The 13,198-nt window shown below is 71.7% G+C and carries 12 protein-coding genes and 1 pseudogene; 7 read left to right on the top strand and 6 right to left on the bottom strand.

The genetic code is table 11. The annotated features are described in order from the left end of the window. Both ACIQVZ_RS09430 and rpe read right to left on the bottom strand, forming a co-directional pair. Window positions 1-332: transposase domain-containing protein (locus tag ACIQVZ_RS09430; protein ID WP_402448400.1), on the bottom strand; the 332-nt coding region annotated here is incomplete at its 3' end. A 93-nt stretch (window positions 333-425) separates the two neighbouring features. Next, a complete protein-coding gene (gene rpe, locus ACIQVZ_RS09425; protein ID WP_350887277.1) occupies window positions 426-1,109 on the bottom strand; it encodes a ribulose-phosphate 3-epimerase in 684 nt (227 codons plus the stop codon). A 264-nt stretch (window positions 1,110-1,373) separates the two neighbouring features. On the opposite strand from rpe, the gene ACIQVZ_RS09420 reads away from it, so the two are divergent. Further along, on the top strand, window positions 1,374-2,225 hold the full coding sequence (locus ACIQVZ_RS09420; protein WP_350887273.1) for an SCO6745 family protein: 852 nt from the start codon (window positions 1,374-1,376) through the stop codon (window positions 2,223-2,225). Between the two features lie 77 nt (window positions 2,226-2,302). On the opposite strand, the gene ACIQVZ_RS09415 is transcribed toward ACIQVZ_RS09420, so the two are convergent. The 3 genes and pseudogenes from ACIQVZ_RS09415 to ACIQVZ_RS09405 form a co-directional block, all read right to left on the bottom strand. Next, window positions 2,303-2,992 (bottom strand): C39 family peptidase, encoded by a 690-nt coding sequence (locus ACIQVZ_RS09415; RefSeq protein WP_350887270.1) that lies wholly within the window; start codon window positions 2,990-2,992, stop codon window positions 2,303-2,305. Between the two features lie 291 nt (window positions 2,993-3,283). Next, window positions 3,284-3,793: pseudogene (locus ACIQVZ_RS09410) on the bottom strand (DUF4188 domain-containing protein); the annotation flags it as partial. A 112-nt stretch (window positions 3,794-3,905) separates the two neighbouring features. After that, window positions 3,906-4,535 carry a TetR/AcrR family transcriptional regulator gene (locus tag ACIQVZ_RS09405; protein ID WP_402448397.1) on the bottom strand — a complete coding sequence of 210 codons (630 nt, stop codon included), beginning with the start codon at window positions 4,533-4,535 and terminating at the stop codon, window positions 3,906-3,908. Between the two features lie 64 nt (window positions 4,536-4,599). Here ACIQVZ_RS09405 and ACIQVZ_RS09400 point away from each other — a divergent pair, with 64 nt between their 5' ends. Next, window positions 4,600-5,070: a hypothetical protein gene (locus ACIQVZ_RS09400; protein WP_402448395.1), complete on the top strand. Its 471-nt coding sequence runs from the start codon at window positions 4,600-4,602 to the stop codon at window positions 5,068-5,070. A 17-nt stretch (window positions 5,071-5,087) separates the two neighbouring features. On the opposite strand, the gene ACIQVZ_RS09395 is transcribed toward ACIQVZ_RS09400, so the two are convergent. Then, window positions 5,088-5,798 carry a Crp/Fnr family transcriptional regulator gene (locus tag ACIQVZ_RS09395; RefSeq protein WP_402448393.1) on the bottom strand — a complete coding sequence of 237 codons (711 nt, stop codon included), beginning with the start codon at window positions 5,796-5,798 and terminating at the stop codon, window positions 5,088-5,090. A 238-nt stretch (window positions 5,799-6,036) separates the two neighbouring features. On the opposite strand from ACIQVZ_RS09395, the gene ACIQVZ_RS09390 reads away from it, so the two are divergent. The 5 genes from ACIQVZ_RS09390 (at window position 6,037) to ACIQVZ_RS09370 (ending at window position 13,189) form a co-directional block, all read left to right on the top strand. After that, entirely contained in the window at window positions 6,037-6,825 is a 789-nt protein-coding gene (locus tag ACIQVZ_RS09390; RefSeq protein WP_402448391.1) for a hypothetical protein, read from the top strand. Continuing rightward, entirely contained in the window at window positions 6,816-7,568 is a 753-nt protein-coding gene (locus ACIQVZ_RS09385) for a hypothetical protein (protein ID WP_402448390.1), read from the top strand. The genes ACIQVZ_RS09390 and ACIQVZ_RS09385 overlap by 10 nt, the downstream gene beginning before the upstream one ends. Continuing rightward, a complete protein-coding gene (locus tag ACIQVZ_RS09380; RefSeq protein WP_402448388.1) occupies window positions 7,565-7,861 on the top strand; it encodes a DNA-binding protein in 297 nt (98 codons plus the stop codon). Before ACIQVZ_RS09385 ends, ACIQVZ_RS09380 begins: the two co-directional genes overlap by 4 nt. After that, entirely contained in the window at window positions 7,858-8,895 is a 1,038-nt protein-coding gene (locus tag ACIQVZ_RS09375; RefSeq protein WP_402448386.1) for a hypothetical protein, read from the top strand. The genes ACIQVZ_RS09380 and ACIQVZ_RS09375 overlap by 4 nt, the downstream gene beginning before the upstream one ends. Before the next feature lie 88 nt (window positions 8,896-8,983). Continuing rightward, window positions 8,984-13,189: a hypothetical protein gene (locus ACIQVZ_RS09370; protein WP_402448384.1), complete on the top strand. Its 4,206-nt coding sequence runs from the start codon at window positions 8,984-8,986 to the stop codon at window positions 13,187-13,189. Window positions 13,190-13,198: the final 9 nt, after the last annotated feature.

Raw genomic sequence — 13,198 nt, 5'->3', positions numbered from 1 at the left:
CGCGCGAACAGCACCTTGACAGGCTCGACCCCAAGCCGCCGCCGTGCCCGGCCGATCGCGGCGGTCGTGGGCACCCGCCACGACCGCCGCCCGTCCCCAAGCCCCTCGCCCAGCAGCCGGGCGACCTCCTCATAGCCCTGCCCGAAGAACAGGCACATCGCCAGCACGAAATACACGACCACCCGCGCCGGCAGCAGACGGCTGCGCTTCTCACCCCGCCCGGTCTCCGCGATCACCTCATCGACCAGACCAGGCGGAAACGCCCGGGTCAGCACCCCGATCGCGATCCGGTCCGATACCCGCTCATTCGCAGGCGACTTGACCTGCCCCACCCTCGCCACACCACAACCAACGAGACACCGACCACAAAGTCACCGGCATTGGGCCTAGCCCCCCTAACGGCCCCTGACAGGCCCCGCCCGGGCTCAGTGCCCGCAGGCCCACCAGGCGTCCGCCGAGGCCTTGGTCGCGAGCTCCCGCAGCTTGCGCACGGCCTCGGCCGGGTCCTCGGCCCCGTACACCGCCGAGCCGGCCACGAACACGTCGGCGCCGGCCTCGGCGCAGCGCTCGATGGTGGCGGCGGAGACGCCGCCGTCGACCTGGAGCCACAGTTCCAGGTCGTGCTTGGCGATCAGCTCCCGGGTGCGGCGGATCTTCGGCAGCATGATGTCGAGGAACGCCTGGCCGCCGAAGCCGGGCTCGACGGTCATGATCAGCAGCATGTCGAGCTCGGGCAGCAGGTCCTCGTACGGCTCGATGGGCGTGCCCGGCTTGAGGGCCATGGAGGCGCGGGCGCCCTTGGCGCGGATCTCGCGGGCGAGCCGGACGGGGGCGGCGGCGGCCTCGACGTGGAAGGTGACGGAGCCGGCGCCGGCCTCGACGTACTGGGGGGCCCAGCGGTCCGGGTCCTCGATCATCAGGTGGCAGTCGAGCGGGATGTCGGTGGCGCGGGCGAGCGACTCGACGATCGGGATGCCGAGGGTGAGGTTGGGGACGAAGTGGTTGTCCATCACGTCGACGTGCAGCCAGTCCGAGCCCCTGACGGCCTCGGCCTCGTCGGCGAGCCGGGCGAAGTCCGCGGACAGGATGCTGGGGTTGATCTGCGCCATTACCGACTACCTTCACACGAGGGTTCACAGGAGGGCTGCGGCGTCCCGGGAGCGGGCACCTCGTCCCATCATCTCGCGCCGCCGCCCCGCCGGGCGCACGCCGGGACCTCCCCGTGACCGTCATCACACCCGGCGCGGGATTACCGTGGCCGCCGCCGTGGTCATCAGCACTGAAGCGGCCCGCGCGCGCCCGATCCGTCGGCGTCCGCCGAGCCGCCCCGTCCGGCCGGGTTCGCCCCGCCCCTCTCCGAGGAAGGTCCTTCGATGGCCGATCTCGTTCACCCCGCCCGCGCACTGTGGTGGCTCTTCGAACCGGTGCACTCCGTCACCTACTTCCTGCCCGAGAGCCGCGAGGCCTACGAGGCGGCCGGGCTGCGCGGCGGCTGGCGCGGCTACTTCGCCAGCCGGTCGGCGCCGCTGGGTGCGGTGGACGCGCCGCCGGTGATCGCCGCGTTCTTCAGCTTCTCCCCGGCGATGGTCGAGCGCGCGCTGCCGGAGGTGTGGACGCACGCCAGCCCGGAGGAGGCGCTGGCCGCCCGGTTGAAGGGTTCGGCGGCGGCGCTGGCCCGGCTGCTGGAGCACGTGGACCCGGCGCAGGTCGAGCTGGTGGTGGAGGCCCTGGAGCGGGCCGTTGGCCGGCTCGACTGCGTCGGCCGGGTGCTGGCGGCCGCCAACGCCGCGCTGCCCCGCCCCTCCGGCCTGTACGAACGGCTGTGGCAGGCCGCCACGGTGATGCGCGAGCACCGCGGGGACGGCCACGTGGCGGCCCTGGTGGCGGCCGGCCTGGACGGGTGCGAGGCGCTGGTGATCCGGTGCGCGATGGACGTCCGGCGCGAGATGCTCCAGCCGATGCGCGGCTGGACGGACGAGGAGTGGGACGCGGCCGCGGCGCGCCTGGTCGAGCGGGGCTGGCTGACCACGGCGGGCTCGGTGACCGAACTCGGCCGGATCCGGCACCAGTCCCTGGAGGCCGCCACCGACCTGGCCGCCGCGCGGGTCTGGGAGGACTATCCGCGCGCCGAACTCGACCGCCTGGCAGCCGCGTTGAAGCCGATGTCGGCGCTCTGTCGCAGCCAGCTCCCGGTCAACCCGGCCGGCCTGCCGGACAACCCCTGATCAGCCTCTGGTCAGGGGCTGATCAGGGGTTGACCGGCCCCTGACCGGCCCCTCAAGAGGTCCCGGCCAGCCGCCGGTCAGCCCCCGACCGGTTGCTGGTCGGGGACCGATCGGGCGCCACCCGCGCCACCCGTGCCCGGCGGGCCGAGGACGATCCCCCGCCCGGCGTAGAAGCGCTCGAACGACCGCCACGGCACGTGCGCGAAGGACTGCGACTCCCCCGGGAATCCGGACGGGTTGTGGATCACCACCGCCGTGTCCGTGGCGCCCACCACCAGCACCAGGTGTCCGCCCCGCCGCACCGGCGCCGGGCCGGCCGGCTCCCGGATCGCGGGGTGCACCGACACCATCACCAGCCGCCCGCCGGCCACCTCGGCCGCGAGCTCCGCGGGCGCCAACTCCCTTGCCTGCGCGGCCAGTCCCCACCGCCGCCGGACGTAGTCGGCGAACGGCGTGTGGATCAGTCCGCGCAGGCTCTCGCCGTCCCGGACGTAGGCCCCCGCCGCCACGCACTCCCCGGCCAGCGTGAGCGCCGGCGGCGCCAGGCCCCACCAGTGGTCGAGCGCCATCCGCAGGCAGGCCACCCCGCACAGCCGCCACGACCACCACGCGTACTCCTCCGGGGTGGCCGCACCGGACTGCCCCCACCGAGGGTCCTCGGCCGCGTCGACCTGTCCGTCGATGATCACCCGCACCAGCTCGGCCGATTCCCACTGCGCGTGGTACGGCACCTCGTGCACCACCGGCCCGCCCGTGGGTGCGCCCATCCGTGCGCCCGCCGGTGCTCCGGTCGATGCGCCGGTCGGCGTGCCCGCCCGTACACCTCTCGGCGCGCCCGTCGGCATCCCGCCCTGCTCCTCCGCCATCCCCCGACGCTCTCACGCCGCGGCGCCCGGGCCGACCCACGACACTCCCTGAGCGCCCGGTGAGCACCCCTACTCGGGCACGCGCTCCCCCGAGCTCTCCTTCAGGCCCTTCCCCAAGCCCTCCTTCAGGCCCTCCCCCGAGCCCTCCCCCGGTTCCTTCGCCGAACTTTCCCCCGATTCCTTCGCCGAACTCTCCCCCGATTCCTCCCCCGACCGGTGGGCCAGCCGCTGCGACGCGCGGCGCCCGCGCGCCTCCAGCGGCAGGGATCCGGTGGCGCCCGCGAGACCGAACGGCGGCATGTCGAAGTAGATCGACTCGTACCCGCCCTCCGGCACCACGTACGTCTCGTGCCACAGCCCGACGTGCCGACGGGCCTTCCCCTCCCGCAGTTTGCGGTTGACGATGCCCCAGACGCTGTGGTGGAAGCCGTCCGGCGCGCTCGCGTAGCCGTACAGCTTCTCCTTCGACTCCCAGTACTGGACGACGTAGTACGTGCGCGGCGAGGCGGTGAGCAGGATCCGCCCGCGCAGGCCGCGTTCGGGGCTGCGCCCCAGTTCGTACAGCATCCGGAACATCGCGAACATCACCGGGCCCCAGTGGTGGACGGCCCAGAAGCGGTTGATCCGCATGCCGATCAGCAGCACCACGGTGTCGCCGGTGGCGCCCGCGGTGGTGTAGCCCGGCGTCGGCTTGGCGAACATCGATCGGACGAACGTCGTTCCCATGGACATCTCGGCCTCCCGCACCCCATGTAATCGGTGATTACATCAGGGCCGGGAAACCCGGTCAAGGCTCGCCGCACGCACAAATCGGTTACTGCGAAGGAAGGTTGGCGATTCCCTGACCGAAGGTGTCGAGCACCTTCCCGGCCAGCTCCTCCGCCCCCTCCTCCGGCAGGTAGCCGTCCACGATCATCTGCGCCAGCCCGAACACCAGCGCCTGCCCGGCCAGCCCCATCAGCCCCGGATCCCCTGCGCGCAACCGGCCCGCCTCCTGGTCCGCCACGATCAGACCGGTGAACGCCCGGTCCATGCCGTCCAGTTGATCCCGCAGCTCCGGCTCCCGCGAGGCCACGAACACCCGCGAACGCACCAGATCGAACCGGTGCGGATGGTGCAGCGCGTACCGGACGAACCCGAGCCCGACCGCCCGCATCACCGACCCCCTGGCGGACCCTTCGGCCGGATCCACCGCCGCCACCTCGGCCTCCTGGCACCGCGCGAAGTCCGCCAGCACCCGGTCCGCCAGCGCCGTCAACAACGCCTGCCGGTCCGCGAAGTGGCGAAACGGCGCCCCCGCCGACACCCCGGCCCGCCGCGCCACCTCCCGCATGCTCACCTTCTCCTGCCCGTACTCGTCCAGCAGCTCGAACGCCGCGGCGACCAGCGCCTCCGGCAGCGATCCGTGGTGGTACGAGCTGCGCCCGCCAGGCCGTTCCGTCATGCCTGCCTTGCTACCACAGCAGGCCGCCCCACCAGGAAACCGTCACCCCACCGATCGGAGCCCCATGCCCACACCCACGCCCCTGCCCACGCCGGCCCCCACCCCCCAACCCTCCACCCGTGCCGCCACCTTCGCCGCCGTCTACGCCCTCCTCCGCGCCTCCGCCGCCCTCGCCGACCACTGGATCCAGACCGACCACCAGGCCGGCACCAAGGGCCGGCCCACCCCGGCCGGCCGCCGCGCCTGCGCCGCACACGTCGCCGCCTACACCGCCACCCAGGCCGCCGCCCTCCTCCTCGGCACCCGCGCCCTCGGCCTCCGCCCCAAACCCCGCCGCCTCCTCGCCGCCCTCGCGCTGTCCGCCGCCACCCACTACCTCGCCGACCGGCGCGAACCCCTCCGCCGGGCAGCCGACTTCACCCGGCGGGGCGACTTCCTCCGCCTCGCCGACCACGGCATGAACGGCGCCTACCTCCTGGACCAGTCCTGGCACCACGTGTTCGAGACCGGCGCCGCCCTGATCGCCGCGACGTGACAACGGCCGTCAACCGCTCACGACAGTCCGCCGAGCCGCGCCGCGGCCGCCCGCAACCACCGGGGGTCCCTGACCACCAACCACCCGCGACGCCCCTCCGACGTCCCGCCGAACGGCGGTAGCGCCAGAAGCTGCCGCAGCCGCTTGGGGCCGACCCCCAGGCACTCGGCCAGGTCCTGCTGGCAGACCTTCAGGTGAACGCCGTCGGTGCGCCACTGTGCCAGCTCGCTGTTGCCGAGCAGCGGTACCAGCACGCACGCGAGCCGGGCCAGGTCGTCGCCGGCCCTCAGCATCTGGGCTTCCCGCTCCCGACCGGCGATGTACGCCAGAACCGCCAGCCCCCATTCGCCCTGGAACTCCCGACTCCTGAACCTCTCCCCCGGCACGATCGCGACCTCGCACGCCGTCCACGCCCTTACGGTGGCGGTCCGCACACCGGGGCCGAGCACCGCGAGATCCCCGATGAGGTCACCGTCGCGCCGGAAGGCGAGCAACCGCGACAGGACGCTCGATCCGCCGCCGGCCTGTTTGACCCCCACCACGCCCTTGACCACGACAACCACGTGGTCACCCCTCTCCCCCTGATGCATCAGGGGCCAACCCGTGGGGCGCGAGATGATCGAAAGTCCGCCGAGGAAACGCTTCCATCCGGGTTCACCGACCCGCTCCTGGAACGTCCTGCTCGGACCGAACAGCGGCTCCGGCGATGAGTTGTTGCACAAGGTCATGCCGGGAGACTAGGGGAGCGATCCCCTAACCGGGCTTCGAGTAAAGCCAGTTGGCTGATGTGACGAGAGTCGCTCTACGCCTTCTGCTACCCTCCCGCGCTCTCGCACCGCCGACGAACCGGCGCGTGGCGCACGCCACATCCCTAACAGGCCTCCGGCCACCTCACCCGCTCCGACCTGCCGCAGACTCGGGTCACCAGCCCGGCGACCGCCGAACCATGCGTTCCTGGAGACCGCCATGCTCGAACCCCCGTCACTCCCCGGCATCGTCAGTCGGCCCCTGCCGCCGCTCTCCGGCCTGCTCTGCGTCGACCTGAAGGGCTTCACCAAGCTGCCTGGTGCCGTCCACGCGCCGGTCAGCGCCTATCTGGAGGAGATCGTCGACGCCGCCCTCACCGCAGCCGGCCTGGACGAGCTCCGGACAGCGAAGCAGTTCCCCGTGAACTCCGGCGACGGGACGATGTTCGGCTTCGATCCCACGCTGCTGGGGTACGTCATCCACCCCTTCCTCAACTGCCTCGACGAGGTACTCGCCAAGCACAACGCCGATTCGGGCCGTGTCCGACTACGGATGCGGGCCAGCGTCCACTCCGGCCATGTGGCCCCCGAAGGAGTCCCCGGCGAGGGGAACGGCCCGGCGCGGAACGAGTTGCACCGGCTGCTCGACTCCCAGGAGGTCAAGGCCGTTCTGACCAGGGCCAGCGCGGAGACGACGCACCTGGTGGCGATCGTCTCCGACCGGGTGTACGAGGACGCGGTCCTCTCACGGCACACCGGCCTGCACCCCGACCGGTTCCGCCGCATCCTGGCGACCGTCCCGGACAAGGAGTTCGCCCGTCGGGCGTGGCTGTACATCCCCACCCCCTCCGGCAACCTCCTCCTCACCCCCGACAGCGTCGTGCATCAGCCGCCCACGACTGTCGGACGGCTCTCGGGCGCGATCAGCCGCTTCTACTCGGCGCTCAAGCCCTACACCGACCACACCGACCCACACCGTTCGACTGGAGGAACCAACCCATGGCTCTGATCACGTACAACAGTGTGCTCGACGTCATCCACCAGCGGGTGACCACCGCCGCCCACCTGCGACCGGACGTCCTTCAGGTCGAGGCCGACGGAACGACCCTCCACCTCGACCTGCCGCAGGCCCGCGCGGCTTTGTACGAGCGCCTGGGGGACGACGCGCTGTGCCGCGAAATCTGGCGTCGCGCCGTAGCGCTCGCCCAGCACGACTCGCTGGCCGCGGCGATCGACTCGACGGAGGTCACCGGGTGGGTCGAGGCCGTGGTCTGGCTCGCCCTGCCTCGGCTCCAGCGAGTAGCCCGCCAGGCCTCGGCCCGTCTGGGCGTGGACCGGCGTGATGTCGAGTCCGAGGTCATGCTCGCCGTCGTCGAACGGCTGGGCGACATCTCCGCGGACGACCCCGACGTCGGCACGCAGCTGCTCAAGGCTGCGAGCCGCCGGGGATGGGACTTCGCCCGCCGCTCGGCCTCGGGCGGACGGCCGGTCGAGGACATCGTCGCGGTGGCCGACGCCCGCACCTCGGAGTCGGCCGAGGACCTGTGGGATCTCGCGATCACCCCGCCGGACCGCCCGGACGGCCTGGTCTCGCCGCTGCGCCTCACCTCGCGCTCGGCGATCGAGGGCGCGCGGCTCGGCGAACTCGCCGACCACCTCGGCCTGCATGAGGTCGTCCAGCGCGCCCATCAGCGCCACCGGGGACCGCGGCTCGGGACGCTCACCCTCCGCTCGGCGGGGGCCGGCCGATGACCGTCCACGCCCAGGGGACACTCACCTTCCCCGAGTTGTTCGGGCTCCCGCTGGCCGTCGACCTGCGGACCGCCGCGCGCGCGTTCGGCATCTGCCTGGGCACCGCTTACAACCTCGTCCACCGCGGCGCCTTCCCCTGCCCGGTGATCCGGACCGGATACCGCTACCGGGTGCCCACCGTCGGTCTGCTCAGCGCCCTCGGAATCGATGAACTCCCCATCTATCAGGATGACTTGTCCCCTCTGGTGATCGAGCCCACGCTCCCGGGAATCGACTGGAAGGACCTCTCGTGATCGCTGCCGCCACCGTGCCCGCGCCCAGCGCCCCGGGGCCTTCGCCGAGCCACGGGACCTGCGTCGTGATCGGTCCCGCCGGGGACAGCAACGCGTACGACGCCGATGTGGAGGTCTACGAGCGGATCGTCCGCCCGGCCTGCGCCGCCCTCGGCCTCCGTCCGCTCCGCACGGACTCCACCCAGCCGGACGAACTGCGTTACCGGCAGCTACTCGGGGCCGACATCGTCATCGCCGACGTGACCGGCGGCAGGCCCGCGGTCATGTACGAACTCGGTCTGCGCCACACCACCGGTCGGCCCACCCTGCAGATCGGTGAACACGACCGGCAACCGCCCGGCCTTCCACTCGCCGGCAGAGTCGTGTTCGAGCGATCCGAGATCGGGCTCGCACAAGCTCGCCGAGGTCTTCAGGACGCACTGGTCCGCGCCCTCCGGGGCGGCTTCACCCCGTTCCTCCCCGCGCGGATCCTGCTTGCCCTCCCTTCCCGGGAGGAGCCGGCGTCGACCACCGTCACCGCCCCGGCCTGCCTCTTTACCACGTTCCAGGCGGCCATGGCCCCTCTGACCGAGGACCTCAGGGCGGTCACCGGACTCGTGGACGACATCGCCGCGCTCGCCGAGGAACTCGTACCGGAATTGGCCGACGCCCCGGACGGCGCGGCGGCCGAGCACCTCGGAACCGCGATCACCGCTCCCGCAGCTGCACTCAGGGCCTGTGCGACAGAGTTCGCCGCGCGAATGCCCGACATCGACGCCGCCGTGCACACCATGCTCGACGAACTCGGCCACCACCCGCAGAGCCGCGACAGCACCCAAACCGGTGACATCGCGCGCCAGTTCACCGACATGTCCCGCTTCGCCCGCGAGGCCCTCGAAACCCTCCGGCTCCTCCGCATCACCCTGGACTGGCTCACCACCACCGCTCCAACGCTCCACGGGCCCGGCAGAAACATCGCCGCCGCGCTCGAACTCGTCACCGACGCCATGGCCCAGGTCGAGACCTGGGACCGCTTCGCCCGTTCCCTGATGTGATCTTGAGGCGTGGGGAGCCGCTGGCTCCCCACGCCGTCCGTGCTCCACGGGCAAAACTCCAAGGAAAGGACCGCAATTGCCTCTCGGAGTGGATCTCACCCAGCTCCGCAGCGACCTCGGGGCCGCTCCGGCCCAGGTGTTCGAGTCGCTCTGCGTCCATCTCTTCCCCGCGATCCTCGAACGCGACTTCGCCCCCGCCATCGACGGCACACTGCTGGCCCTCCGGCCCCCGGACGGCGGGCTGGAGGCCTGCGCCCGACTCGCGGACGGTCGGATGGTCGGAATCCAGGCGAAGTACCACGGCAAACTGAGCTCCGCGCTCGGTGCCGTGGACAAGTCCATCGAATCGGCCCTCACCCGCCACCCCGACCTCACCGATCTCCTGGTCTTCCTCCCGCAGGACTTCACCGCCGGTGGCGGCGACACGCCCGGTACGAAGCAGTGGCGAACGGCGACCGACCGGTGGGCGGCGCAGGTTCACCGTGCGCGCCCCGGTTCGCCCATGCGGTTCCGCGCCTACACCAGAAGCGATATCGAGCGCGCCATCGTGTCGCTCGCCGAGGAAGCCATCCCGGCATACTTCGACCCCTCCTACCTACGCCTGTCCGACCTCCACCGGCACGCGGCGGCCGCCGCCCACACCGTTCGCCGCCGTCGGGGGCGGGTCGAGTTCCAGCCTCCGCCGCTCGCCACCTTTCTGTCCGACACCCTCACCGAGCTCGACAGCCCATCGGCACTCGCCGGTCGGCTCACCGAGGCCGCGACCAGCCTTCGGGTATGGGACGGCTGGCGCCCGACACTCGACGACCTGCCCGCCCAGTCCGCCGGGCCAACGGTGCGGGCGACCCGCAGCTGGACCCGTTGCGACCGCGACCGCGTCCTCTGCGCCGAACAACTGGACGCGACCGCAAGCCTCCTCGACAGGGAAAACCGAGTCGACCCGCAGTCGCTTCGTGGACAGATCGACCAGGCGCTCCAGGTCTGCGGCCGGGTGGCCAAGGACATCACCGTCACGCACGACGAGCTGATGGAGGCCGTGTGCGCCGCCAAGCCGTTCGACCCCCTCCCGTACGAGCATCGCGCTGCCCTGGGCCGTCTGCTCGCCACTCTCGACGACCTCCAGGCCTGCGGGCGTCGACTCCGGACCCTATGTGACGACCCCGCGCTCGCGGCCCGACAGACCGGCGCCCTGCTCGTCGGAGGCGGCTGGGGAACCGGCAAGTCCTACGGGCTGGGCAGCTGGGTCCACGAACGCATCACGGACGGCGCGCCCACGGCCTTCGTCTGTGGACACGAGTTCGGTCCGGACGAGGCTTTCGAGGCGCAGCTCCCCCTTCGAGTCTCACCCGGCACCCGGGCCCACGGCCTGCGCGACCTACTCGCGGCTCTCCAACAACAGGCCCTGCTGACCGGCCGTCGCGCCGTACTCGCCGTCGACGCGCTGAACGAGGTCCGCTGCCTGCACGGGGACGTCCGGACGGCGTTCGCCTCCCTGGCCGAACTGGTGCGGGCCTACCCACTGGTGACCCTGGTCGGCACCGTCCGGATGGACACCCGACCTCCCGGGCCGGCGGGCGCTGCAGAGGCATCCGGCACCCGGGTTCATGGTTTCCTCTGGAATCCCGGGGTCTCCCGCCCAAGCCAGGCCTGGCGGGTGTACCAGGACATGTATGGGCTCCCGGAACTGCTGCTCCCACCAGACGTCTCCGAACTGCGCCGACCGCTGATACTCGCCGTGCTGGCCTGGTGCCTGCACCGCTCCCCGAAGCCGACCCCGGCGCCGATCGTCACGCCGACCGTGGGCGACCTCTTCGAGTCCTGGCTGCTCATCCTCGACGGCGACTACGCCGCGCACCTGGACGATACGCACGGGCTCCGCGCCGGTCCGTCGCCAGCGCCACCGCCACCGCCCCTGGTCACCCTTGCCTGCGAGGTCCTGGCCGAACGGGTCGGACAGGAGGGCACCCTCGGATATCGCGCCGCCTGCCAAGCGTTGGCGGACACTCCCGGGTTGACCGATCCCGCCGTGCTGCTGCGTTGGCTGGAGAACGCGGGCGTGCTCGCGTTGGATCCGGATACCCGACGCGTCCGCTTCGCGATCCAGCGGTTCGCCGAGCACATCCGAGCCGTGAACCTGCTTCGTGGCCGACGTCCCTCCAGGGCCGTCGGCCGGATCGTGCGCGAGGTGGACCGAGCGCGCGGAGACGATCCGGAGTCCGCCCAACGTGTCGCCCACCAGCGGATGCTGGAGGCCCTGGCGGGTGCGACGCCGCATGTCATCAAAGGCGCCGAGCTGTCGAACCTGGTGCCCCGTCGACATCGGCCCCTCGTCGCCGACGCGGTTCTGGAGTCCTTGGAGGGCCGGGACCCGAAGCTGGTCGGCGACTCATCGCGGGCTTTCCTGATCCGGCAGCTCCGAGACCCCGGGTCCGCCCCGAACGCGCTGTACTCCGTCCTGGTGAACGCAACCTGTCACAAGCACCCACTGGGCGTGGAGTTCCTGCAGAATCAGCTGGCCTCCTGGCGACGCGGCCGGTTCGAGCGCCGGTTCGCAGGGCCGGTCGTCGACCTCCTCACCGACCCGGACGGAATCGCCCTTCTCCGCAGGCTCATCCGCTGGGCCGAATCCATCGGCCCACGGGGCGAAGCGGTGGTCGAAGAGGTCACCTCACTGTTGCTCTGGCTTGCCGGTGTCGGCCACCACAGCTTCCGCGACGCCTGTATCCGCACGGCGGCCGACCTCTGGGTGGACCGGCTGGAGCTGATCAGCCAGCAGCTCACCCGATTCGGCCACCGCCGGGACGAACTCGTGGCAGAGGCGACTTGGCTCGCCGCATACGGGGCCCTCGTGCGCAGCTCGCCGGCGGACCCGGACCGCCGGATCACGGCTGCGATCACGCGCGCGATCGCTCGACCGCACCTGCGCATCCACGACGCCGTCCTCGCCGTCCGGGGCGTGCTCCACCCTGACGCCACCACGGGCGGCATCTTCCCCGCCGTCCCGCTGCGCCGCCCGCGTGCAGCGGTCCTCCCCTTCGGCAGTCGAATCATCGCGTGGGAGGCCTCAAGGCTCTCCTGGTGTCCGTTCGAGGAGGAAAGCCCGAAGCCCCGCCAGTCCTGGCTGACCTCCCGGGCGTGGTTCCTCACCCTCGGACTGCCCCGTCGGCTTCTCCACGGACCCGATGCCGGGGAGTTCGAAGCCTCCAGCCCCGTCGTGGCCAAGGCCCTCCAGCGCGCCCAGCAGGAGTGGTTCGCCGAACAGGCCACCCGCGTCCGGCAAACGGCGCCCCCGCCGGATCCGGAAGGACAGGGGGAAGTCCAATACTGTCGGCGCGCCGTCGATCCGACCCTTGGCGCAGGGTGGAGAACCGGGCTCAACACCTCTGCGCGATCGGAAAACTGGTGGGCACCGCCGTTCTCGGCCGCCGAGTTACGAGCCTCCGGGGTCGGACCTCCGGCAGCTCTGACGAAGGTACTCATCCGTTCCGATCCCGACGGGGCACCGTGGCTGCTGTTGAACGGCATCCATCACCTGCGCGACGAGGAGGACGAGCCGAAGGAGGATCTGCCACTCCTGCATCGACCACCGCACATCATCCGCCTCACCGACTCCTGGCAGCGGGCCTCACCCGCCCACCGGGTCCCCAGGCTCCCTCCCGCTCTGGGGGTCGAGTCATACGTAGTACCGCGGGCGGTGCTCAGCAGGATCTTGAAGCAGGGCAAGGGCGTACCGAGGCGGCTGCAGCCTCTGGAGAGCTGGCCGGGCCAGAGCTTCCTGGCGGAGTACTACACCCGACCCGAGTTCGGCGGGCCACGCTTCGACCGGTCCGCCCCACTGCCGACCGCCGTCAATCATCCGGGGAGCCATGCCGGACCGCCGGCGTACGGGCTCTACGCCGACCCGGCTTCCCGGTCAGTCCCCAGCCGCCGACTCGCGGACGCTCTCAGGGTCCGCTGGACCGGCCACCATCTGGACTTCACCGCCCCCTCCACAGGTGACCTCCTGCTGACCGATCCGGGATTCGCCGGCGCGGGGCCCAACACCATCCTCCTCAGCGGATCCGCCGCCGACCGTCTGCTCGGGGAGGACGGCGTACTGCTCTGGGCTGTGACGCTGGTCGACCCAAGTGACGAGCGAGCACCGAGCTGGTCGTCGTACTGCGTCCTCGACTCGGGTTCGGTCCACACACTGCCGTGCCCCGGGCCATCGACCAGTCGGCGGGTACCGGCGACGAGGTGGCCGCAGTTGGGCGTGACCGACTGGCCCAACGCCTCCTCGAACGGGTTCGGCTGACCTTGCCGA

The sequence above is a fragment of the Kitasatospora sp. NPDC098663 genome (genome assembly GCF_044760075.1).
GTDB lineage: Bacteria > Actinomycetota > Actinomycetes > Streptomycetales > Streptomycetaceae > Kitasatospora.
Note: the sequence above shows the minus strand (reverse complement) of the source record. Positions and strands in the feature narration are given on the sequence as shown.